Origin of the sequence: Variovorax sp. RO1 (assembly GCF_002849325.1) — a bacterium.
Lineage (GTDB): Bacteria > Pseudomonadota > Gammaproteobacteria > Burkholderiales > Burkholderiaceae_C > Variovorax.
Genome location: NZ_PKMT01000009.1, coordinates 148,939 through 171,320 on the forward strand (window position 1 = coordinate 148,939; position 22,382 = coordinate 171,320).

General features: G+C 69.0%; 24 protein-coding genes and 2 riboswitches. Of the genes, 14 read left to right on the plus strand and 10 right to left on the minus strand.

The genetic code is table 11. The features are described from left to right. Positions 1–74: 74 nt before the first annotated feature. The 7 genes from CY658_RS30340 (at position 75) to gcvP (ending at position 8,174) form a co-directional block, all read left to right on the plus strand. Positions 75–1,268, plus strand: a complete 1,194-nt coding sequence (locus tag CY658_RS30340; RefSeq protein WP_101493701.1) for an MFS transporter — start codon at positions 75–77, stop codon at positions 1,266–1,268. A gap of 138 nt (positions 1,269–1,406) precedes the next feature. Beyond that, complete coding sequence (locus CY658_RS30345) at positions 1,407–1,886, plus strand: L,D-transpeptidase Cds6 family protein (RefSeq protein WP_101493702.1); 480 nt, start codon at positions 1,407–1,409, stop codon at positions 1,884–1,886. A 96-nt stretch (positions 1,887–1,982) separates the two neighbouring features. Beyond that, complete coding sequence (locus CY658_RS30350) at positions 1,983–2,519, plus strand: hypothetical protein (protein WP_101493777.1); 537 nt, start codon at positions 1,983–1,985, stop codon at positions 2,517–2,519. Positions 2,520–2,613: 94 nt separating this feature from the next. After that, the gene (locus CY658_RS30355; RefSeq protein ID WP_101493703.1) at positions 2,614–3,291 is read left to right on the plus strand and encodes an N-acetylmuramoyl-L-alanine amidase; all 678 of its coding nucleotides are present in this window, start codon (positions 2,614–2,616) and stop codon (positions 3,289–3,291) included. A gap of 49 nt (positions 3,292–3,340) precedes the next feature. After that, positions 3,341–3,431: riboswitch (glycine riboswitch) on the plus strand. A 12-nt stretch (positions 3,432–3,443) separates the two neighbouring features. Then, positions 3,444–3,548, plus strand: a riboswitch (glycine riboswitch). A 47-nt stretch (positions 3,549–3,595) separates the two neighbouring features. After that, the gene (gcvT, locus tag CY658_RS30360; RefSeq protein WP_101493704.1) at positions 3,596–4,768 is read left to right on the plus strand and encodes a glycine cleavage system aminomethyltransferase GcvT; all 1,173 of its coding nucleotides are present in this window, start codon (positions 3,596–3,598) and stop codon (positions 4,766–4,768) included. A 71-nt stretch (positions 4,769–4,839) separates the two neighbouring features. Continuing rightward, the gene (gene gcvH, locus CY658_RS30365; protein WP_099796453.1) at positions 4,840–5,211 is read left to right on the plus strand and encodes a glycine cleavage system protein GcvH; all 372 of its coding nucleotides are present in this window, start codon (positions 4,840–4,842) and stop codon (positions 5,209–5,211) included. Between the two features lie 53 nt (positions 5,212–5,264). Next, a complete protein-coding gene (gcvP, locus tag CY658_RS30370; RefSeq protein ID WP_101493705.1) occupies positions 5,265–8,174 on the plus strand; it encodes an aminomethyl-transferring glycine dehydrogenase in 2,910 nt (969 codons plus the stop codon). Positions 8,175–8,208: 34 nt separating this feature from the next. On the opposite strand, the gene CY658_RS30375 is transcribed toward gcvP, so the two are convergent. The 3 genes from CY658_RS30375 to CY658_RS30385 form a co-directional block, all read right to left on the minus strand. After that, a complete protein-coding gene (locus tag CY658_RS30375; RefSeq protein ID WP_101493706.1) occupies positions 8,209–8,457 on the minus strand; it encodes a hypothetical protein in 249 nt (82 codons plus the stop codon). 125 nt (positions 8,458–8,582) lie between these two features. Further along, entirely contained in the window at positions 8,583–9,497 is a 915-nt protein-coding gene (locus CY658_RS30380; RefSeq protein WP_101493707.1) for a DUF3014 domain-containing protein, read from the minus strand. A gap of 142 nt (positions 9,498–9,639) precedes the next feature. Beyond that, positions 9,640–10,758, minus strand: coding sequence for a DUF2855 family protein (locus tag CY658_RS30385; RefSeq protein WP_101493708.1), 1,119 nt, complete (start codon positions 10,756–10,758; stop codon positions 9,640–9,642). Between the two features lie 50 nt (positions 10,759–10,808). Between CY658_RS30385 and CY658_RS30390 the strand changes: the two genes are divergently transcribed. Then, positions 10,809–11,429: a TetR/AcrR family transcriptional regulator gene (locus CY658_RS30390; protein WP_101493709.1), complete on the plus strand. Its 621-nt coding sequence runs from the start codon at positions 10,809–10,811 to the stop codon at positions 11,427–11,429. On the opposite strand, the gene CY658_RS30395 is transcribed toward CY658_RS30390, so the two are convergent. Continuing rightward, complete coding sequence (locus CY658_RS30395; RefSeq protein ID WP_101493710.1) at positions 11,404–12,081, minus strand: alpha/beta hydrolase; 678 nt, start codon at positions 12,079–12,081, stop codon at positions 11,404–11,406. The genes CY658_RS30390 and CY658_RS30395 overlap by 26 nt on opposite strands. 150 nt (positions 12,082–12,231) lie before the next feature. Here CY658_RS30395 and CY658_RS30400 point away from each other — a divergent pair, with 150 nt between their 5' ends. After that, complete coding sequence (locus CY658_RS30400) at positions 12,232–12,645, plus strand: hypothetical protein (protein WP_101493711.1); 414 nt, start codon at positions 12,232–12,234, stop codon at positions 12,643–12,645. A 9-nt stretch (positions 12,646–12,654) separates the two neighbouring features. On the opposite strand, the gene CY658_RS30405 is transcribed toward CY658_RS30400, so the two are convergent. Continuing rightward, positions 12,655–13,695, minus strand: a complete 1,041-nt coding sequence (locus CY658_RS30405) for an NAD(P)H-dependent flavin oxidoreductase (RefSeq protein ID WP_101493712.1) — start codon at positions 13,693–13,695, stop codon at positions 12,655–12,657. A gap of 116 nt (positions 13,696–13,811) precedes the next feature. Between CY658_RS30405 and CY658_RS30410 the strand changes: the two genes are divergently transcribed. Next, positions 13,812–14,489 (plus strand): helix-turn-helix domain-containing protein, encoded by a 678-nt coding sequence (locus CY658_RS30410; RefSeq protein ID WP_101493713.1) that lies wholly within the window; start codon positions 13,812–13,814, stop codon positions 14,487–14,489. A gap of 74 nt (positions 14,490–14,563) precedes the next feature. Further along, the gene (locus CY658_RS30415; RefSeq protein ID WP_101493714.1) at positions 14,564–15,496 is read left to right on the plus strand and encodes a DMT family transporter; all 933 of its coding nucleotides are present in this window, start codon (positions 14,564–14,566) and stop codon (positions 15,494–15,496) included. Here the strand turns inward: CY658_RS30415 and CY658_RS30420 are convergent. From CY658_RS30420 to CY658_RS30430, 3 genes are all read right to left on the minus strand, one after another. Further along, complete coding sequence (locus CY658_RS30420) at positions 15,465–15,962, minus strand: hypothetical protein (protein ID WP_257885027.1); 498 nt, start codon at positions 15,960–15,962, stop codon at positions 15,465–15,467. The two genes, CY658_RS30415 and CY658_RS30420, sit on opposite strands and share 32 nt — an antisense overlap. A gap of 7 nt (positions 15,963–15,969) precedes the next feature. Beyond that, positions 15,970–17,271 (minus strand): UDP-N-acetylglucosamine 1-carboxyvinyltransferase, encoded by a 1,302-nt coding sequence (locus CY658_RS30425; protein ID WP_101493715.1) that lies wholly within the window; start codon positions 17,269–17,271, stop codon positions 15,970–15,972. Positions 17,272–17,436: 165 nt separating this feature from the next. Beyond that, entirely contained in the window at positions 17,437–18,348 is a 912-nt protein-coding gene (locus tag CY658_RS30430) for a protein NO VEIN domain-containing protein (protein ID WP_101493716.1), read from the minus strand. Positions 18,349–18,459: 111 nt separating this feature from the next. On the opposite strand from CY658_RS30430, the gene CY658_RS30435 reads away from it, so the two are divergent. Continuing rightward, positions 18,460–19,179: a hypothetical protein gene (locus CY658_RS30435; protein ID WP_101493717.1), complete on the plus strand. Its 720-nt coding sequence runs from the start codon at positions 18,460–18,462 to the stop codon at positions 19,177–19,179. Positions 19,180–19,182: 3 nt separating this feature from the next. On the opposite strand, the gene CY658_RS30440 is transcribed toward CY658_RS30435, so the two are convergent. Next, positions 19,183–19,500, minus strand: a complete 318-nt coding sequence (locus CY658_RS30440; protein WP_101493718.1) for a hemagglutinin — start codon at positions 19,498–19,500, stop codon at positions 19,183–19,185. A gap of 108 nt (positions 19,501–19,608) precedes the next feature. Here CY658_RS30440 and CY658_RS30445 point away from each other — a divergent pair, with 108 nt between their 5' ends. Next, the gene (locus CY658_RS30445) at positions 19,609–19,830 is read left to right on the plus strand and encodes a DUF7661 family protein (RefSeq protein ID WP_101493719.1); all 222 of its coding nucleotides are present in this window, start codon (positions 19,609–19,611) and stop codon (positions 19,828–19,830) included. Positions 19,831–19,841: 11 nt separating this feature from the next. Here the strand turns inward: CY658_RS30445 and CY658_RS30450 are convergent, their stop codons facing one another. Beyond that, positions 19,842–20,114, minus strand: coding sequence for a hypothetical protein (locus CY658_RS30450; RefSeq protein ID WP_101493720.1), 273 nt, complete (start codon positions 20,112–20,114; stop codon positions 19,842–19,844). Positions 20,115–20,222: 108 nt separating this feature from the next. Here CY658_RS30450 and CY658_RS30455 point away from each other — a divergent pair, with 108 nt between their 5' ends. Further along, complete coding sequence (locus tag CY658_RS30455) at positions 20,223–22,319, plus strand: S8 family serine peptidase (RefSeq protein WP_180839088.1); 2,097 nt, start codon at positions 20,223–20,225, stop codon at positions 22,317–22,319. Positions 22,320–22,382: the final 63 nt, after the last annotated feature.

A 22,382-nucleotide genomic window follows, 5' to 3' on the forward strand; every position in this document is an offset into this window, starting at 1 on the left:
ATCTTTCCCTGTCTTCCTACGATGGCTTTCCCCCTCTTTTTCTCAAATCGGACACCGAAGAAAGAAGCCATCGCATGAACACGCGCCGACTCGGGCTGCTCACCGGCACCCATGCCGTCAACGACCTCTACCAGGGCCTCGTGCCCGCGCTGCTGCCCTTCATGGTGCTGGAGCGCGGCTACAGCTACACGGCCGTGAGCGGCCTGATGCTGGCGGCCACCGGGCTGTCGAGCGTGGTGCAGCCGCTGTTCGGCCTGTACGCCGACCGCCACCCCCGCGCCTGGCTGGTGCCCGTGGGCTTCCTGGTGGCGGCGCTGGGCGTGGTGCTGGCGGGCCTGAGCCAGAGCTACCTGCTGACCTGGATCGCGGTCGCGCTGTGCGGGCTGGGCATCGCGGCCTACCACCCGCCCGCCACCGTGGCCGCGCGCGCGGCCGGCGGCGCTTCGCAGAAAGCGATGAGCGTGTTCTCGGTGGGCGGCACCATCGGCGCCTCGTTCGCGCCCGTGCTCGCGGCCACGGTGGTCGGCGACGGCAGCCTGTCGCGCAGCTATCTGCTGGGCATTCCTGCGGTGGCGATGGGCGTGGTGTGGGTCGCGGTGAACGCGCGGCGCGGTGCCGTCGCCAGCAACGCGGCAGCCGCGGCGGCGCGCGCCGCGCAGGCCCGCGCCCAAGTGCTGAAGCCGCACAACGACTGGCGCGCCTTCAGCCTGCTGGTCGCGACCATCGTGGGCTGGTCGATCCCGTACGTCACCGTGCTGTCGATGCTGTCGCTGCGCATCACGCGCGACCTGCACGGCACCACCTTCCAGGGCGCCGCGGCGCTCACCGCCTTCACTGCAGCGGGTGCCGTGGGCACGCTGGCCGGCGGCTGGCTCGGGGATCGCATCGGGCGCATGGGCACGATCCGCTGCGGCTACCTGCTCGCGCTGCCGGCGATGGCGGGTCTCGTGCTCGCCTCCACGCCCGCCGCGGCGCTGGCCTGCACCGCGTGGCTCGGCATGAGCATGTTCCTGCCCTTCGCCGCGCAGGTGACGCTCGCGCAGGACTACCTGCCGCGCAACCCGGCCACCGCCAGCGGCATCACGCTCGGGCTTGCGCTCTCGGTCGGCGGGCTGGTGTCGCCGCTGTTCGGCCTGCTGTCGGATGCACGCGGGCTCGGCGTGACGCTCACGGTGGTGTTGTGCGTGCTGTGCGTCGCGACCGTGCTGGCCTTGCGGCTGCGCAACCGCACGGTGCAGGTGATGGTGGGCGAGGCTGCCGCGGCCTGAGTTCTAGCCCTCGCGCTCTGAACAACAGCCCACTGAAATCCGTGGGCGATTCAACGCCACGCGCCCCCTCTTTCACTGCCAGAATCGACGCAAGCTTCGACGTCGAGCCTGACAGACCCGAAGAAGGAAAAGGACGCCATGCATCGAATCGCCGCCCAAGGTTGCAGCCTCGCCGCCGCCGCGCTGCTGGCCACGGCCGGTTTCGCGGCCACGCCGGCCGCTGCGCCTGTGCCGTCGTCTGCGGCAGCACCCGTCATTTCGGCCAACCCCGTCGCCACCCTCGCCGAAGTGGAAACCGCCGTGCGCGCCTGGGCTGCGGCCTGGTCCGCCCGCGACGTGGAGCGCTACCTCGCGGCCTACGCGCCCGACTTCACCCCCGCACGCAGCCAAACCCGCGAACGCTGGGAGGCCGACCGGCGCACCCGCATCACGGGCAAGTCGCGCATCAGCGTGGGCATCGAGGGGCTGGTGATCAGCATCCAGGGCACGTCGGCCAGTGCGGAATTCCGGCAGGTCTACCGCGCCGACGCGCTCACCGAAACCGACCGCAAGACGCTCGAGCTACAGCGCGTGGGCACGCGCTGGCTGATCCGCAAGGAAAGCAGCGCGGGCAACTGACGCGCGTCAGCATGCCCTCTGTAGGCAAATGGTTCACGAAGGTGTCACCACTTGCAACGATGCTGCAGCCTTCGACCTCCGAAAGCTGTGGCCGCCATGTTTCCCACCAAGACCGAGAAGGCACGCGACGAACTCCAGGCCGGGCAGCGCACGCTCAGCCAGCGTGAGCGCGCCCTGCTGCTCATGGCCGACGGCCGGCGCTCGCTGACCGACTTCAGCCCGCTGTTCCCCAGCCGCGTCGAGGCCGAGCAGGCGATCCAGGGGCTGATGCAGCGGGGCTATCTGCAGGATGCGCGACCGGCCCCGGTGCAACCTACGCCGGCCCCCACACCCGTCCCCGCCGCCGAACCGATCCAGGTCGCCACATCGGCCGACAGCTTCGACGGCAAGCGCTCGCTGGCCACCACGCGCATGTTCCTGTTCGACATCTGCGAGCGCATGTTCGTGCGCCGCGACCCGCGCTTCGCCAACCAGATGCGCGACGCCCTGCGCGAGGCGCGCGACCGCGAGGCCATGCTGACCATCGCCGCGCTCATGCTCTCCGAGATCGAGAAAGCCGCCGGCCCCGAGCGCGCCGACTCGCTGCGCGAGCGCATCGACAAGCTGCTGCCGCTGGCCGAAACCGTGCACTGAACCTGGCGGCCAGAGGTCGCCATCCCTCATCCAGGGGACGCGGGCCCAGAGGGCCCCTTGCTAGAACTCAGTTCCCAAAACAAGGAGGTTCAGCATGCCGAGTCCGAAGAGCTATCACTTCACGCTTCCCAAGTCGAAACGACCAGGAGAGGTTTCCCTCAACGAGCCCTGGTACCCCGGCGTGCAGCCCTACTGGCCGACGTGCACGACGAAGCGATCGGTCGATCCGATCATGGGCATCACCACGGTGGTCATCCATGCCACGGCCGGCGGATCGTCTTCCGGCGCCATCTCGGTCATGAAAAAACCGACCGACGCCGCGTCGTTCCATTGGCTGGTTCCCGATGAAGACGAAGACCAGCACGGCGAACTCGTCTGGGCCTGCGTGCCGGAGGCGCTCGCGGCATGGCACGTGCGCAATGCGGCCTCGCACCCCGATGTGAACGACGGCGCCAAGCGCGTCAACCACTGGTCGCTGGGCATCGAGGTCGTGAACAAGCAGGAGCTCGACACGTTCTCCGACTGGCAAGTCGAAATCACGGCCCGCATCGTTCGCCATTGCTGGGCCAAGTACCCCAATCTGGCCCACGTGGTTTCGCACGCCAAGCTGGACCCGGACCGCCGTACCGATCCGGGCACCTTGTTCGATTGGGAACGGTTCAAGCACCTGGTGCTGAACGGCGAAGCCGATGCCGTTCCCGTGGCGGTCGCTTCCGCCAAGCCGCTCTCCCAACTGAGAGCGTCCCAGGCGCTGGGGTGCTGCCACACCTGAGGCCCCCACGAGCACTTCGACACCAGCCCCGGCCCCGCGATCCACTACACTCGCCGGGTCAGGAGAGAGCCCCGCATGACGGGGCCGCCGAAGGCGCAGGGGTTCCCCGAACGCTCAGGCAAAAGGACTGACAAGACGCCGGCAACCACCGGCGTTTCCTTGCTGGAGAGAGGCCGTGGCATTGCATGCGGCCCACCGAAGGAGCAAACCCCGATCGTGGGGCGAATCTCTCAGGTAAAGCGGACAGCAGGGGTGGCCCATGGCGTTGCAGCCATGGATTTCGACTGCCCCTTTGGAGTGCCCCGTGGCCGCTTCCTCCGCTTCTGACGCCCAACTTCTCAAGACACCGCTGTACGACCTCCACGTGGAGCTCGGCGCACGCATGGTGCCTTTCGCCGGCTACTCCATGCCGGTCCAGTACCCCGCCGGCCTCATGGCTGAGCACAAGCACACGCGCGATGCGGCCGGCCTGTTCGACATCTCGCACATGGGCCAGCTGCGTCTCGTCGGCCCCGACGCCGCCGCCGCCTTCGAAACCCTGATGCCCGTCGACGTGGTCGACCTGCCCGCCGGCAAGCAGCGCTACGGCCTGCTGCTGAACGACGAGGGCGGCATCCTCGACGACCTGATGTTCTTCAACGAAGGCCACGGCTCGCTCTTCGTGATCGTGAACGGTGCCTGCAAGGTGGCCGACATCGCCCACATCCAGGACAAGATCGGTGCGCGCTGCGAAGTGCAGCCCCTGCCCGACCATGCCCTGCTCGCACTGCAAGGCCCGCAGGCGGCCGCCACGCTGGCGCGCCTGTCGCTCGGCATCGAGCGCTTCGTGTTCATGACCGGCGGCGCGGTGCAGATCGGCGGCATTGCCGCCTTCGTCACGCGCAGCGGCTACACCGGCGAAGACGGCTTCGAAATCTCCGTGGCCGGCAAGGATGCCAACGCCCTCGCCCGCCTGCTGCTCGCGCAGCCCGAGGTGAAGCCCGTCGGCCTGGGCGCGCGCAACTCGCTGCGGCTCGAAGCCGGCCTGTGCCTGTACGGCAACGACATCGACACCACCACCACCCCGGTCGAAGCCTCGCTCAACTGGGCGATCCAGAAGGTGCGCCGCACGGGCGGCGCGCGCGAAGGCGGCTTCCCGGGCGCGGCCAAGGTGCTGGCCCAGCTGGCGGCCGTCGCCTCGGGTGCGGCCGGCCACACCGACCACGAGACGCTCACGCGCAAGCGCGTCGGCCTCGTGGCGCTGGAACGCATTCCGGTGCGCGACGGCACGCTGCTGCAGTCGCTCGAAGGCCACGACATCGGCACCGTCACCAGCGGCCTGCTCGGCCCCACGGCCGACCGCTGCGTGGCCATGGGCTACGTGGCCGCCGCCTTTGCCGAGCCCGGCACGCGCGTGCAGGCCATCGTGCGCGGCAAGCCGGTGCCGATGGAGGTGTCGACTATGCCTTTCGTGCCGACGCGCTACTACCGCGGCTGACCGCAGCTGAACACCGCAGACCCGGCTAGGCTCTGCACCCCGATTCCATTTTTTCCACGAGGAGTTTTTTCATGAGCATCAAATACACCAAGGACCACGAATGGGTGGCGGCCGAAGGCGGCGCCGCCACCGTCGGCATCACCGTGCATGCGCAGGACGCGCTGGGCGATGTGGTGTTCGTCGACCTGCCCGAAGTCGGCAAGACCTTCGCACAGGGCGAAGTCGCCGGTGTGGTCGAGTCCGTGAAAGCCGCCGCCGATGTGTTCATGCCCGTGTCGGGCGAGATCACCGAAGTGAACGAAGCGCTGCGCGCCGACCCGTCGCTGGCCAACAGCGACCCGCTGGCCTCCGGCTGGTTCTTCAAGGTCAAGCTGAGCGAGCCCGCACAGCTCGACGCCCTGCTCGACGCAGCGTCCTACGACAAGTTCGCCGCCGAGTCCTGATCCGCTGAGTCTTCAGCCACCTTCGTTCCTTCTTCCCCCGAGCCTTCACCGCCATGCCGATTCCCGCCCTTCCCTCTTTGCAAGAACTAGAGAACGCCGAAGAATTCCTCGCCCGTCACATCGGCATCGATGCAGCGGACGAGGCGCGCATGCTGCCGGTGATCGGCTCGGAAACGCGCGCGGAGCTCATCGACGGCATCGTGCCGGCGGCTATCCGCCGCGCCCGGCCGATGCGCCTGCCCGCGCCCGTCACCGAGGCCGACGCGCTGGCCGAGCTGAAGACGCTGGCATCGAAGAACAAGGTGTTCCAGAGCTTCATCGGCCAAGGCTATTACGGCACGCACACGCCGGGCGTGATCCTGCGCAACATCCTGGAGAACCCCGCCTGGTACACGGCCTACACGCCCTACCAGGCCGAGATCTCGCAGGGCCGCATGGAAGCTCTGCTCAACTTCCAGACGATGGTGTGCGACCTCACGGGCATGGCCATCGCCAACGCGTCGATGCTCGACGAGGCCACGGCCGCCGCCGAGGCCATGACGCTCGCCAAGCGCAGCGTGAAGAGCAAGAGCAACGTGTTCCTCGTGTCCGGTGACTGCCACCCGCAGACCATCGAAGTCATCAAGACCCGCGCCGCGCCGCTGGGCATCGAAGTCAAGGTGAGCACCGTCTCGGAAACGCTGCCGCACCTGATGGTGAGCGGTGAGTTCTTCGGCGTGCTCGCGCAGTACCCCGCCACCACCGGCCACGTGCACGACCTGCGCCCGCTCGCGGGCCACGCGCACCAGTGCGACGCCGCCTTCATCGTCGCGGCCGACCTGCTGGCGCTGACGCTCTTGGTCGCCCCCGGCGAGTTCGATGCCGACATCGTCTGCGGCACCACGCAGCGCTTCGGCATGCCGCTGTGCAACGGCGGCCCGCACGCCGCCTACCTGGCCTGCCGCGATTCGTTCAAGCGCTCGCTGCCCGGCCGCCTCGTCGGCGTGAGCGTCGACACGCACGGCCAGCCCGCCTACCGCCTCGCGCTGCAGACGCGCGAGCAGCACATCCGCCGCGAAAAGGCCACGTCGAACATCTGCACCGCGCAGGTGCTGCCGGCCGTGGTTGCCAGCATGTACGCCGTGTACCACGGCCCCGACGGCCTCACGCGCATTGCACAGCGCGTGGCCGTGCTCACCGCCATCCTCGCCAAGGGCCTGTCGCAGATGGGCCGCGAGCCGGTGAATACCACCGCCTTCGATTCGCTGACGATCCGCACCGGCGACGACACGGCCGCGATCATCGAGCGTGCGCAGGCCGGCGGCGTCAACCTGCGCCAGCGCCTGCAGCAGCACCTGGGCATCTCGCTCGACGAAACCACCACGCGCGCCGACATCGAAACCCTGTGGGCGCTGTTCGTGCCCGCCGGCACCGCGATGCCGCGCTTCGACGAACTGGCCGAAAGCACCACGCCGCTGATTCCCGACGACCTGCGTCGCACCAGCGCCTTCCTCACGCACCCGGTGTTCAACACCCACAAGAGCGAAACCGCGATGCTGCGCTACATCCGCAGCCTGTCGGACAAGGACCTCGCGCTCGACCGCAGCATGATCCCGCTGGGCAGCTGCACCATGAAGCTCAACGCGACCAGCGAGATGATCCCCATCACCTGGCCCGAGTTCGCGAACATCCACCCCTTTGCGCCCGCCGAGCAGCTGCAGGGCTACGCCCAGCTCGACGCACAGCTGCGCGCCTGGCTGTGCGAAGCCACCGGCTATGCGGGCATCAGCCTGCAGCCCAACGCGGGCTCGCAGGGCGAGTACGCGGGCCTGCTGGCCATCAAGTCCTTCCATGAAGCCAAGGGCCAGGGCCACCGCAACATCTGCTTGATTCCCTCGTCGGCGCACGGCACCAACCCGGCCAGCGCCCAGATGGTGGGCCTGCAGGTGGTGGTGACGGCCTGCGACGCGCAGGGCAACGTCGACATGGACGACCTCAAGCGCGCCTGCGAAAAGCACAGCGCCCACCTGGCCGCCGTGATGATCACCTACCCAAGCACGCACGGCGTGTTCGAAACCCGCGTGAAGGAACTGTGCGAGCTCGTGCATGAGCACGGCGGTCGCGTGTACGTCGACGGCGCCAACATGAACGCACTGGTCGGCGTGGCCGCACCGGGCGAGTTCGGCGGCGACGTGAGCCACCTGAACCTGCACAAGACCTTCTGCATTCCGCACGGCGGCGGCGGCCCGGGCGTCGGCCCGGTCTGCGTGGTCGAAGACCTCGTGCCCTACCTGCCGGGCCACGCCACGGCCGGCGTGCCCTCGAACGGCGTGGGCGCCGTGTCGGCCGCGCCGCTGGGCAATGCAGCCGTGCTGCCGATCAGCTGGATGTACTGTCGCATGATGGGCGCCAAGGGCCTGCAGGCCGCGACCGAAACGGCCATCCTCAGCGCCAACTACATCAGCGCGCGCCTGAAGGACCACTACCCCACGCTGTACGCGAGCCCCAACGGCCACGTCGCGCACGAGTGCATCCTGGACCTGCGCCCGCTCAAGGACACCAGCGGCGTCACCGCCGAAGACGTGGCCAAGCGCCTCATCGACTACGGCTTCCACGCGCCCACGCTGAGCTTCCCCGTGCCGGGCACGCTGATGGTCGAACCGACCGAAAGCGAACCGCTGGCCGAGCTCGACCGTTTTGTCGACGCGATGATCGCCATCCGCGGCGAGATCCGCCGCGTCGAAGAAGGCGTCTGGTCGAAGGACGACAACCCGCTCAAGCACGCGCCGCACACCGCCGCGAGCCTGATCGGCAGCGAGTGGAGCCACCCCTACTCGCGCGAACTCGGCGCGTTCCCGCTGGCCGAACTCAAGCAGGCCAAGTACTGGCCGCCGATCGGCCGCGTCGACAACGTCTACGGCGACCGCAACCTGTTCTGCAGCTGCGTGCCGGTGGGCAACTACCAGGAAGCCGAAGAGGCCTGAGGACGGCGCAGGCGCGGCGGCTCAGTGCCGCCGCTCAGCCTTCGCGGTGGTACATCGCCCACTGCACGGTGAGCAGGTCCGCCGCGATCTTCGCGGCGTTCACACCCGCGTAGGTTTCGGACGGATCGAACGCGAAGGCCGCCTGGTAGCGCTTGATGTGTGCATAGTCCCGGTCGAAGGTCATCGGGCCCATGAGTTCGGTGGGGTCGGTGCCGGCGGGAAGCGCCAGGAATTTGTCGGGGTCGGTGGTGCTCTGGTAGAGATCGACGCTCATCAGGTTCATGGCTTGCCCTCAAAGTCTGGAGCGCAATCATCTCGGCCCTTGGCGCTGCGTGCAATCGGCCAGCGCCTACACGGCGTGCAGGCGCGCAGCACGTGGGGCAGCGCCCCGCCGTGCCTCAAGGGTGCTCAGGGCTGCTTTTTCTTGGCCACGTCGCCCGTGGCGATCCGCTCGCGAAAGCCGCGCAAACTGGCCTTCATCTTGCGCTCGTTCTCGGGCCCCATGCGCACCAGGATCTTCTGGCCGGCCGAGAGCGATTCGAGCTTCGGATCGACGTACTCGTAGCGCACCCAGGGCCGCTGCGAGGGAATATCGCCCTTCACCTCGACCAGCTTCACCTGCACCGGCCCCGTGGGCTCGGGTGCCTGCAGCAGATGGTCGATCACGGCGATGAATCGGTCGTTGAAGTAGCGGCCCGGGTAGCCCAGCTCTTCGTACGCCTGCTGGAAAAGCGGGTACAGCCGTGCATACACCGCCGCCGCCTTGGCCGGATCGACCGACCCCGCCAGCATCACGATGCCGTTGTAGCGCGCCGCGTTGTTCGCCGCGATGGTCTGCACGCCGCCCTGCTGCGGCCCTTCGGTGATGAAGCGCTGCGGCGCGGGCCGCACCGGCCACTTGCTCGCGGGCGCCTGCTCGCGCGACAGGTTGTCGACCGTGGCGACGAAGCGCCGCGCCACGCCGTCGGACTGCAGGTAGGCCGCCACGGCCTTGCCGCCCAGCAGCTCGGTGAGCGCCTTCATCACGCGCGCATCGGAACTGGCCAGCGCGGGCAGCGCCGCATCGGGTGGGGCGAGTGCTTCGACCGGGTTCTGCGGGCCGATGGGCTCCGCGGCCTTGGGCGGCTCGGGGGGCGCGTCGTTCGGCGCGACGGCGGCCACGGGCGCGTTCGGCAGTGGCGCCAGTTGCTGCTGCTGGTACCAGCGCCAGCCGAAATAAGCCGCCACCAGCACGACGAGAACGAGGCCGATGATGGTGCCCATCGGCATTTCTTTGCGGGGTCGGAATTCGGGGGTGTCGCGGGGGGAGTCGGCGTCGGACATGGGCGGTTTCCTTTTGCGGGATGGCAGTGGGGAGACGAAAGGCAATGGTGCACCAGGATGGCCCGCCAGGGCCGCACGATCGCCACGTTCTCGTAACCCCCTGTGACGCCCCACCCGCGCCGAAGTTCAGTCGGTCAGCCCGTCACTCGGCGCCAATGCGCACCACATGCGCCTCGCGCGGATCGACGCGGCCCGCATGCAGGTCAGCGATCACGGCCTGCGCATGCGCGAAGCCGCGGCCCTGCGCCAGCGTCATCCAGCGGTTGCCCGGGCGGCTCAGCTCGGAGATGAAGCGGCCCTGCGCTTCATTGAAACGGCGGTTCACCTCCTGCGGGCCCCAGTCGGCATTCCGCTTGCGGATCTGCACCGGCGCGAAATACAGCAGCGGCGTAGGGCCGGGCAGCGCGCTGGTGTCGCCGAGAAATTCGGTCTTCTGCGCCGAGCCCGCATAGCAGTCGTACACCAGCGATTCGCCGAAGTGGTGGTGCACGGTGACGCGCAGGTCGTCGTGGCCCGCGAAGTCGACATACAGCGTGGGCACGTTGGCCGCCAGCGTGGCGATCTCGCCGTAGGCCACCGTGCGGTCGTAGCAGCCCAGCGCTTCGACGAAGGCGCGGTTGCCTTCCGACGTGGCCGCGATCAGCTGCACGCCCTCGCGGCGGCCGAGGCAGAAGGCCGTGCCGAACGCCGTCTTGCTCGATGCGCTCGACACCACCACCTGCGTCGCGCCGAAGAAGGCGTTGTCTTCCAGGAAGTCGGCCAGCATGAACGAGGTGATGAACAGCGGGCGCACCAGCATCTGGTAGTCCTCCAGCGCGGCGACGTAGCCCGCGTCGTGGCTGCAGCGCATGTACTGGTTGTAGGCCGACACCAGCTCGCTGCGGTGCGCCGCGCCGTCATAGAACCCGCGCGGCGTCACGCGCACGGGCTGCATGCGCAGGTGGCTCGCAATGGGGAAGTAGCCGTAGAAACGCTCGCCCACGGCCACGCCTTCGACGTTCGATGCCTCCACATCGGCAAAGCCCCAGGCCGGCATGTGGCCCCAGTCGGCGTCGCCGGTGGGAAAGAACTGCCAGTACTTCATCACCGCATCGCCGAAGGCCGCGTAGGTGATGTTGTTGGTGGTGAGCGAGAAGCGCTCGATCTTCATCAGCACCTCGCCCGCGGCAAGGCTGCCGGCGTCTTCCGAGGTGACGATGCGGGTGGTCCCGAGGGCGTCCTTGCGCGTTTCGAGGCGGGTTAAAGTGAATGCGTTGTTCATTCGCAAACTGTAGGACGGCCCGCTTCGCCGCGGGTTCGGAAACCCGGTCCATGCCCGCCGCACCCCGCTCCAAGCCCCTGAAACGCCCCACGCAGGCGCGCAGCAAATTCACCGTGCAGGCGATCTACGACGCCTTTGTTCGGATTTGGCGCGCGCAGGGCTGGGAGGGCGTGACCACGCGCGCCGTGGCGCTCGAAACCGGCATCGCCGTCGGCACCTTCTACGACTACTTTCCCGACAAGGAAGCCCTGCTCTCGGGCTATGTGCGCCACTGCGTCGAAGCGCTGCTCGCGCGGCTCGACGCGGACGTGATCGCGCCTTCAGACATCGACTGGCGCGAACGCACACAGCGCCTCGTGCGCCTCACCTGCGACACGCGCATCGATGGGCTGCCCGCGTTCGACCACGAGATGCTGATGCTCGAACACCGCGTGGCGGAGCCCAAGCACCACCGGCGCGTGTACGACGAGCTGCTCGCGCGCTGGACGCAGGCCTTCGCCGCCTGCCGCGACCTGCAGCCGCCGCCCTCGCCCGCCACGGTGCAGGCGCTGCTGACTGCGGCCTGGGGTGGTCGCCGCTACCGGCTGCTGGTGCAGCCCGACGACGCGGCGGGCGATACGTGGGTCGACGAGATGGAAGCGATGGTCATGGCGCGGTTGGCTGCGCGCTGAGCGCCTGCAGCCAAGCCAGCGTGCCCTGCAGCTCGGCCGGTCGGATCTCGTGCGCGCCCGGAAAGTCCGAGCCCGACAGCGCCAGCGGCAACCCGCGCACCCGCTCGCGCGTGGCCTGCGCGGCGCTCGGCGGAATCACGTTGTCGGCGCTGCCATGGCTCACCCACAGCGCCTTGCCCGCGAAGGCCTCGGGCGGCGCAATGTGCGGCACCACCTCGGGCAGCAGGCGGCTGTGCCACACCAGCGCGGCGCGCAGCTTCTCGGGCTGCGTGAGCAGCAGCGACAGCGACATGATCCCGCCCTGGCTGAAGCCGCCGACCACCACGCGCTCGGGCGGAATGCCCAGCTGCTGCGAGGCCGACGTGACCATCTCGCCGATGAGGAAGCGGCTCTCGCGCTCCTGCTCCTCGTCGATGCGGCGCCCGCCATCGGACAGCATCTCGAACTCGAACCACGCGTACGAGCCGGGCGACAGCACATACGGCGCGCGCAGGCTCAGCACATGGAACTGCGGCGGCATCATGCGCGCCAGGCCGAACAGGTCTTGCTCGTTGCTTCCCACGCCGTGCATCAGCACGAGCAGCCAGGGGTCGCCCGCGCCGGGCTGCGCGGGGTGATGCAGGAAGTGAAGCGGCAGATGAAGTGCGGTCATGGTGCGGGCGGCTGGATAGACTGGAGCGAAACGAAACGAAAGCATCTCTTGTTCATGCGACACCTTCGGGCCTTGAGCTTACTTCTTGCCACGATCCTGCCGGGCGTAGCGGCCATTGGCGCGCCAGCCACCGAGTTCAGGAAAGGCCCAGTGTGCCCCTTCGACGCGCGCGCGGTGCAGCTGCGCCCCAACCTCTGCGTGGGCTTCGATGCCGGCGCCTATGCGTCGCAACACAGCTACACGGAAGCTGGCAATCTGACCTGCGACGCCACCTCCACCGCAACCGCCGACACCCGGTGCCCCACGCTGCGCGTGCTGACCCGTGCGAACGGCAAGACGCATGCACGCGTTTTTCCGGCGCCGCGGACCGCCTCGCTCGGCGACCCCAGCGACGCCTGCGTGATCAAGACGATCGCCGTGAATCGCAGCGGCACCCGCTTCGCGCTCCAGGGCCAGGGTCGCGACTGCTTCGGCGGCACGGCGCGCTTCTCGGTCGAAGACGTGTTCGAACTGAAGCACGGCGCACCGGTGCTGGTGAAGAAGAACGGCGCCTACTTCCGCTGACCGCAGGGGTCAGCGAAAGCCCTTGGCCAGCGCCCGCGTGACCTCGGCCGACGACACCTCGCGGCAGCCGGTGGCGTTCTGCCCCGACCACAGCGGAGAGAAGTCGCCGCTGCCCTGCGCCTCGGCCTTGGCGCGCAACGGCGTGATGCCCGAGGTGGCGAGCGGAAACTCCGGCGCCGGGCCGATGGGCCCCAGCTCGCGCATCACACGATTGACGATGCCGCGCGCCGGCCGGCCGGTGAACAGGTTGGTGAGCGCCGTGTGGCGCGCGGCCTCGCTCTTGAGCGCGGCGCGGTGCAGCGCGCTGGTCATGGCCTCGGGCGTCAGCAGATAGGCCGTGCCGATCTGCACGCCGGCGGCGCCCAGCGCCATGGCCGCGGCCACGCCGTCGGCATCCGCAATGCCGCCGGCCGCGATCACCGGCACCTTCAGTGCGCGCACCAGCTGCGGCAGCAGCGCGAAGGTGCCGAGTTGCTTCGTGAGGTCGTGCGACAGGAAATGGCCGCGGTGCCCGCCGGCCTCGAGCCCCTGCGCGATGACCGCGTCGACGCCCTTCGCCTCGAGCCACAGCGCCTCCTCGACGGTGGTGGCCGACACCAGCACCTTCGCGCCCCAGCCGCGCACCTTCGCCAGCAGCGCCTCGGGCGGCAGCCCGAAATGGAAGCTCACCACCGGCGGCTTGAACTCGGCCAGCAGGTCGGCCACCTCGGCGCTGAACGGGTTGCGCCCCGGCCCGGTCGGAATGGCCGCCGGGTCGATGCCGAACTCCGCGTAGTACGGCGCGAGCGCGCCGCGCCACGTGGCTTCGCGCTCGTCGCTCGGTACCGGCGGCGTGTGGCAGAAGAAATTGACGTTGTAGGGCTTGTCGGTGCCGGCGCGGATCGCCGCGAGTTCGCTGCGCATCGCGTCGGGCCCGAGCATCGCGCCCGGCAGCGACCCCAGCGCGCCTTCGTTGCACACCGCGATCGCCATCGCACTGCCTTGCGCACCGGCCATCGGCGCCTGGATCAATGGAAGTTCGGTGCCGAGGATCTGTTGCAACGTCGTCATTCGGGGTGCGCTCCTGTGTCCGTGTGTCGAATGACGGCATTCTCCGGCGAAGCCGGTGGGCGCTGTGGCTGCGGGGTCATCGCCACGCGACCCGCTGCTTCGGCACAATCGCGCGCATGCGCCGCCCGCTCGCTCTCGCCCCCCGCTGCAGCATCCGCCACTACAGCGGCGAGTACCTGGGCCACGACCATGACCACGCGCAGATCATGTACGCGCTGGACGGCCGCATGGAGCTGGAGATCGGCGGGCGCGCCGCCTTCACCGACAGCTCGTGCGGCATGGTCATTCCGGCCGGCATGGCGCACACCTTCATGTCGCCGCGCGGCGTGCGCATGGTAGTCATCGACACGCCGGACGGCACCGGTGTCGATCGCCTGCGTCGCTTCGCCGTCACGGCCGCCTGCCGCAACGGCATCGACGCATCCTACGCCGCGCTGCAGCTGGCCAAGGTGCTGGAGGCGCCCGCCATCCTCGCGCGCCGCAGCATCGACTTGGCCCGCCTCGACACCGCGCTGGCCCGCGCCTTGCACGAACCCTGGGACACCGCGCGCATGGCCGCGCTGTACTTCCTGAGCCCGCAGCGCTTTCATGCGCGGCTGCTCGAGCTGACGGGCTTGTCGCCGCAGGCTTACCTGCGCGCGCACCGGCTCGACACCGCCGAGCGCCTGCTGCGTGACGGCTCACCGCTGGAGGCGACTGCGCTGCGCGTGGGCTACCGCTCAGCCAGCGCCCTGGGCTTTGCGCTGCGGCGCGAACGCCAGCTGGGCGCACGTGCGCTGCGCGCGACGCGCTGACTTCGCGCCGCATCCTTTTGCAGGTCGAGAGTCTCTCGACATTTGCGAGCGCCACTTCGCCCGAGCATGCGTGCATGAAGAACGCATCCCTCGCCGGCGCCTGCATGGTGCTGGCCGCCGCTGCCCTGTGGGGCACCACCGGAACCGCGCAGAGTTTCATGTCCGCCCACAGCTCGCCCTACTGGGTGGGCACGCTGCGCATGGCGGTCGCGACGCTGTTCTTCGCGGCCTTCATCGCGTGGCGCCGGCAGGGTGGCGACCATTCGACGCTGGCCGTGCCATCGTCCGCCTGGCCCTGGGTGCTGCTCGCAGGCCTGTGCATGGCCGGCTACAACCTGAGCTTCTTCGCGGGCGTGAAGGCCACGGGCATCGCCATCGGCACTGCGGTGGCCGTGGGCAGCGGGCCTGCATGGGCGGGCCTACTGCAGTCGGTGGTGTCGCGCAGGCCGCCCGCACCCTCCTGGTGGCTCGGCACGCTGCTGGCCATCGGCGGTGGCAGCCTGATGGTGATGCCGGACAGCGCCACCGGCCTGCACGCCGATCCGGTCGGGCTCGTGCTGTGCCTCGCCTCAGGGCTTTGCTATGCGGTCTACACGCTGGTGAGCCAGCGCCTCGTGCACCACTCACCGCCAGCGACGGTCACGTTCTGGGTCTTCGGCGTGGCTTCCACCGTGGCGATACCGGCGGCATTTGGCCTCTCGGGCCCCTTCTCGGCCACGCCCGCGGACTGGGCCATCGTCGCCTATCTGGGCCTGGTTTCGACCGGCGTGTCGTACCTGCTGTTCAGCCACGCGCTGCGGCACATCTCGGGCGCCTCGGGTGTCACGCTGGCGCTCGCGGAACCGGTCACGGCATTCGCGCTGGCCCTGCTCGTGGTGCACGAGCGCCCGGCGCCGGCGGCCTTTGCGGGGCTGGCGATGGTGCTCTCAGGCCTGGTGATCGTGGTGTGGACGGAGACGCGAAGCGCCCGCCGGCTCAGCGCTTCTTGCCGAAGTCCTTCAGCTTGAAATCGGTGTCGTCCTCATAGCCGTACAGGCGGCACACCGCGCGGAAGTCTTCCACCGGGAAGCCGGTCCAGGCGTAGTTGCGGGCGCGGCGGCCCGTCTTGCGGTTCTGTACGTCGAACGAGAGCGAGGCCTTCGGCTCGGGCAGGTTGATCGTCTTGTGCAGGCTGGGCACGAACTTGAATTCTTGCGTCTCGAAGCGCTTGGAGGCACCGAGCGCCGTGCGCACGACGATGGCCTCGGGCGTGAACTCGTAGCGCGACACGAAGAGGTAGTCGCGCCGCACCGCGACGATGACCACGAGCGCCAGCAGCAGCGTCACCGCATAGAACAGCGGCGTGTTGATCGTGCGGTCGACCAGGAAGCGGTAGGCGTAGTTGAACACCAGCGAGGTCAGGCCGACCATCAGCACCAACTGCCCGAGCTGCATCAGCAGCCACTTGCCCTTGTTCGAGACGGTAACGATCACGGCCGCTTTACTCCTCGCTGGTCCACTCCACCTGCACGCCCAGGCTGCGCAGGTTCTCCACGAAGCGCGGATGCGCGCGCCGGATCGGCGTGGCGTTGCGGATCTCGGACTTGCCCTCGATGCTCGCGGCCACCATGAAGAGCGCGATCGCCACGCGAATGATGTAGGGGCTCTCGACCACCGCCGGCGTGAGCGCGTGGCCGCCGAAGGTGATGAGCCGGTGCGGGTCGGACGAGAACACGTGCGCACCGAACTTCGACAGCTCGCCGGTCCAGCCCAGCGCGCCGTCGTACACCTTGTTCCAGAACATCGCGTTGCCCTGCGCGCGCACGCCCAGTGCAATGAAGATCGGCAGCAGGTCGACCGGGAAGTACGGCCACGGCGCGGCCTCCACCTTGGTGAGCACGTTGCTCGTGAACGGCGTCTGCACCTTCAGCGGACCGCTGCGGATGGCGCGCGACCAGCCGTCGGCATGCTCGATCTGCACGCCGAACTTGGCGAAGGTGCGATCGATCAGCGGAAAGTTGCCGGGCGCGGTGTTGCGCACCACGACGTCGCCGCCCGTGATCGCGCCCAGCGCCAGGAAGGTGGTGATCTCATGGAAGTCTTCGTCGAAGCGGAACTCGCCGCCGCCCAGCGTGCCGCCGCCATGCACCGTGAGCCGCGAGGTGCCCATGCCCTCGATGCGCACGCCGATCATGGCCATGAAGCGGCAGAACTCCTGCACGTGCGGTTCCGAGGCTGCGTTGGTGAGCGTCGAGGTGCCGCCCGCGGCAGCCGCGCACAGCACGAAGTTCTCGGTGGTCGTCACCGAGGCGTAGTCGAGCCAGTGGTCGGTGGGCGTGAGGCGGCCGGGGGCATACACCAGCAGCGAGCCCTCGGTGCGCTCCACCTCGCCGCCGAAGCGCTGGAACACCTCGACGTGCGGATCGATCTCGCGCACGCCCAGCGTGCAGCCCTTGACGTTGTCTTCCAGCCGCGCCACGCCGAAACGCGCCAGCAGCGGCGGCACCAGCATGATCGACGAGCGCATTTCCTCGGGCAGCCGGTGGCGGGCCGCGTCGAAGGCAGTTTCGCGATGGTGCAGCTCGAGCGTGCCGCTCTCGTGGTCCATGCGAACCTCGCTGCCCAGCGTGCGGAAGATGTCGAGGATCTTGCGCACGTCGGTGATGTCGGGCACCCCGAGCAGCCGCAGCGGTTCGCCGGTGAGCAAGGTGGCGCAAAGCACCGGCAGCACCGCGTTCTTGTTGGCGGAGGGAATGATGCGGCCGCGAAGGGGCGTACCGCCGTGCACGATGAGGTTGGACATGAAGGGAGCGAACAGAGGGGGCGAAGGCACGAACTGTTCGCGCCGGACGGCGGAACTTTACCGTTGGAAACGACGGGTTTCCGGGGGCTCAGTTGTAAGAATTTTGAAACGCGCGCGGCGCACAGGTGCGGCCGCGGCGTGGCCTGGGAGGCCCCGGGAGGCCGGTCAGGCCTTGCGCTGGAAGCCCGGCGCCTGGTCCACTTCGGTCGGCTTGTAGATCTTGTGCGCCGCCGTCGCGGTGCCCGCGTCGGCCACCACCAGCAGGCGCCACAGCGGCTCGCGCACCGCGCACAGGCTTTCGTCGGGCGTGAGCGCGAAGGTCGGCAGCGCCGGGGCGGTGCCCTTCACGACCACCTTGAGCAGCATCGCGCCCTTGGCGTTCGACACCTCGATGTCGTAGCCCAGCGCCTTGCTCGTCACGTCTTCCGCGTTGTAGCCGTAGCCCTTGAAGTGGCCCATGACGTAAGCCATGGCCGCGGCCTGGACGGCGTCCGTCGTGGTCGGACCGGCCGGGGCTGCGTCCTCGTCGGGTGCCACGCCGCCACGGGCCTTCGCGGCCGTGATGTCGGCATCGGTCGGCACCCAGCCGCGCGCACCGCGCACGAGCACGGCGAGCTGTTGTTCGGGTTCCCAGCTCGCCACGTGCCAGTCGGCGTCGTCGCGCACGCGCGTCGACACCTTGGCGCTCTTGTTGCTCTCGAGTTCGGCAATGGCCACGCGGTTGGTCTGCAGCACGGCGCGGAAGCCCTGGCCGGCGTCGAAGGTGCGCTTGAGCAGGGCCAGGCGGTCCTTGGCGCGCTGCGCCTGCTGGGCGCTGCGCACGCCGCCGCCGGGGCGGCGCTGGGCGTCGAGCGATTCCAGGTAGAACCAGCGGCCACCGGCCGCCACGCTCACGTACTCACCCCAGATGGTGGCGATGACGTTGTCGCCCGTGGCAAGCCAGGCGTGCTCGAACGGCTTGTCGCGTGCGTCGAACACCCCCATCTTGGCGACGATTTCGACCGGCGTGAGGCGCGGTCCGGAGAGCCGCATCTCATCGATGGCGGCGAGCACGGAGGGGTCGACTTCCTTGTCCATTCAGCGGAATTCTGGCGAGTTGTGAGGGGGTGGGAGTATGCCGCATCGGACCCCGACCCCGGGTGCGGCGGGCCCCGCCGCGTGTACCCTGCGTGCCTTGAAAGCCCCCGCATGCACGACCTGCTGACCTCCTATTTCTGGCATGGCGACACGCTGCGCAGCCGCAGCGTGGGCGGCGTCGTGCACGCGGCCCTGCTCGACGTGCCCGAGCCCCCGGCCCGCCTCGTGGCCGATTGGCAGCGGGAGATCGCCACGAACGTGCCGCTCGAACCCGGCGATGTCGAACCCATGCCCCTGGCCCGCGCGCGCACGCGCTGGCCCGACTACGCGCTGTGCGTGCAGTCGATGTCCGACTGGCTGGGCACGCTCGGCATGCCCGCCTCCCTGCTGCCCGCCAGCGACGTCGCCCTGATGGCCTGCCGCGGCGCCCGCTACCACCACGACGGCGCGCAGTACGGCGGTGCGGCCTTCTGCAACCTGTTCCTCAGCGAAGACAAGGGCCTGGACGTGCATTTCCCCGTCACGGGCCAGCGCATTGCGCTCACCCGGGGCACGGCGCTGCTGTTCGACACCGGCCAGCCCCACGCCGTCGTGCCGCGCGGCAGCGACCACGGTTTCGATGCGGCCGATTTCCCGTCTGCGCTCGATCTCACGCAGCTGTTCCTGACCTGGGAGCTGTCGATCGAAGACGCGCAGGTGGCGCATCTGCTCGGCGTCGGCTTCGATGTCGATCCGGTCACTGCGTCGCAGCTCGATGAAGAACAGGTCCGGGTGAATGGCGAGCAGGCCGAGGTCTGCGCGAACTCCGGCCGCTGGCGCAGCGCCCCGTAGCAGTCAATCGCCCTGGCGGTAGTGAGTCCCCGGCCGCGCCGCCGAATCGATGATGTCCCGCCACGACTTGCCCGCGCTGCGCAGTTGCTCGATCGACGGGCCCAGCGTGTTGCCGTAGCGGCTGTGCGATCTCGCTTCGAGGGCCTGCAGTTCGGCTGATGGCGTCAGCGCGCGGTAGTGCAGTTTCAGGTCGTCCCGCTTCCCGAAGATCCAGCGCGCCACCTGTTCTTCATCCACGCCATCGGCCAGCATCTGCAAGGCAGCGGGCCCGAGCGCGGCCACGGCTGCTTCGTAGGTCTTGCGTACGTTGGGGTCTGCCATGCGAACTCTGGGATGGATGTGAGGAGCGATTCGACCCATTGTGCATACGACGCGCACGCTACAGTGGCAGTCTCCTCATCCCTTTTCGTGCCTGCCCGGAGCCCGACGATGCGCTACCTCTTCAATGTGTTCGGCCACACCTTGCGCGTCGAAATGACCGATGCCCGCTGGCGCAGCCACTGGGTCGGCGCCGATGGAAAACTGGGCCCCGCCCAGCTCGCGATTCCACCCGACGTGGCGCCGACCGACCTTGCGCAGTACCTCTACGACATCTATCACGAGAACGCGACGCCGACGAATGGCGATGTCTTCGAGATCGTCGCGAAGTGAGCGTGGTTCGGCTATCGCTGCGTCGTCGCCTTCGATGACGTGCGAAACGCCAGCCAGGCCACACCGCCAAACGCCAGCACGAACACCAGCAGCGGCCCGACCTCCCGGGCCCTGAAGCCCTCGCTCACGAGGTTGGCCAGCAAGGTCCACGGGACCAGCGGAAACGCAAGCAGCACCACCACCGCAGGCACATGCGCGTGCGACGGAAAAAGAACCAGCGCAAGGCCCGTCGCCAGGAAGCTCGCCACCAGGTACGCGAGCAGGAGCTTGAAGACCACTTTCATGCGGCGATTCTGACCGCCCTTCTCGCACGGCCGGGGTGACAGATGACACGGCAATCTGCTACACCTCGCGGTACTCGTCCACACCCCGTGCGCAAGGAGATTCGACCGATGGCCCCAGCCAAGAAGCGCGTCGCCGCGAAGAAGCGATCGCCCGCTGATACGAAAGTCCCCAAGATGCCGCACGGGGTGCTGACGCCGGCGCTGTCGTCGGGCAACGTGCGCCTCCATGTGACCGGGCAGATCAAGCTGCTCAACAGCTGGGTCGACCTCCCGCCCGAGATGGCCGCGGCCATGGTGGCGCAGTCGGCGCAGGCCGACGCTCCCGCCGCGGGCCATCTGCCGGGCGAAGCCTCCCCCGCCCTCACCGCCGCGCTTGCCGGCACGGCCGACGCGCTGTGCACGCGGCTCTCGCCGGTGTCGACCTTCGGGCTCGCGCAACTCCAGCGCCTGCCGATGGACGTGGAAACCTCGATGGACCCGCGGCTGCAGCTGGCGGTGATGAACCGCCGCGCGGGCAAGCAGAGCATGCCGATCTCGTCCGCCGACGGCGACTCGGTGCCGGTCGTGGCGCGCGTGACCAGCCATGCCGAGTGGGCGGACATTCCGGATGTCGATGCGGGCTCCGACATCGGCACCGCGGACGACGGCACGGTGCTCGTCACGGGCCGCATTCCGCTCGGCAAGGCAGAAGCCATTCGACAGCATCCGGCCGTGCTCAGCATGAAGGCTTCGCAGCCGGTGCTGCCGGCGCTGAACAACACCCTCGCCTCGATGGGCGTGCAGGCCGACAACCCCGCGCTTGCCGGCACGGGCGGCGGCAGCGGCGTGGTGATCGGCGTGGTCGATTCGGGCGGCGACTTCGCGCACCAGAACTTCGTCAAGGCCAACGGCAAGACGCGCCTGCTGGCACTGTGGCAACAAGGCGCACCGGCCAAGGCGAACAGCCCCTACGGCTACGGCCGGCTCTTCGAGGCGGCGGACATCGACAAGGCGTTGAAGAAAGCCGACCCGTACAAGGCGCTGGGCTACGACCCGGGCGCGGGCAGCCCGGGCAGCCCTGGTTCGCACGGCACGCACGTCATGGACATTGCCGGCGGCAACGGCCGGGGGTCGCTGCAACCCGGCGTGGCACCCAAGGCCGACCTGATCTTTGTCGAGATGTCGGCCCGCGACATCGCGTGGACCGGGCACAACGCCGTGTTCAGCTCCTTCGGCGATTCGGTGCAGATGCTCGAAGCGGTGAAGTTCATCTTCGACCGGGCCGGCGACAAGCCCTGCGTCGTCAACCTGAGCCTGGGCACGAACGGCGGCCCGCACGACGGCACCTCGCTGGTCGAGCAGGGCTTCGACGCGCTGGTTTCGCAAAAGCCCAACCGCGCGATCGTGCTGGCGGCCGGCAATTCGCAGGAAGACAACACGCACACGGCGGGCACCGTGCCCGGCAACGGACACCTCGATGTGTCGTGGACCCTGGTCAACGGCAGGGGCGGCGAGTTCGAGCTCTGGTACGGCGGCAGCCAGCGCCTGCGCGCTGAACTGCTGGGCCCCGACAACGAGGTGCTGGCGAGCGTGGCGCCGGGAGAAAACTTTCCGCTCGGCGCGGGCAACGGCGAGATCGCCGCGTTCCTCAGCAGCCGCATCACGGACCCGAACAACAAGGACAACGTGATCGGCATCTGGCTGGCGCCCAACTGGCCCGACGGCGAGTTCAAGGTGCGGCTGCACGCCCTGGCCGCCGACGACGTGCCGTTCCATGCGTGGCTCGAGCGCCTGGACATCGGCCAGTCGTACTTCGGCAACCCCGTGAAGTCGCACCTGCTGGGTTCGCTGTCGACAGGCAAGCTGTCGATCGTGGTCGGCGCGTACGACGCCCGCAAGACGGGCGAGCCCGCCGCCAGCTTCTCGAGCGCGGGCCCCACGCGCGACGGCCGGCCCAAGCCCGAGGTCAGCGCACCCGGCGTGCAGGTGAAGGCCGCGCAGTCGCGCACGAAGGACGGCATGGTGAAGAAGTCGGGCACCAGCATGGCGGCGCCGGCGGTGACCGGGCTGGTCGCGCTGATGCTGGCCAAGGCCCACAAAGCGGGCAAGAAGCTGACCATCGCCGACATCCGCGCCAGGCTCAAGGCGGGCGTCAAGCCCGGCACGGGGCCGGCTGGCTGGGACCCGCAGCGCGGCGATGGCCGCGCCGGCAGCGGCGCCATCTGACGACCTGCCCATGACCCCCACACCCGGCGCGGTTGTGCCGAACCGGAACGGGGGGTGTAATCT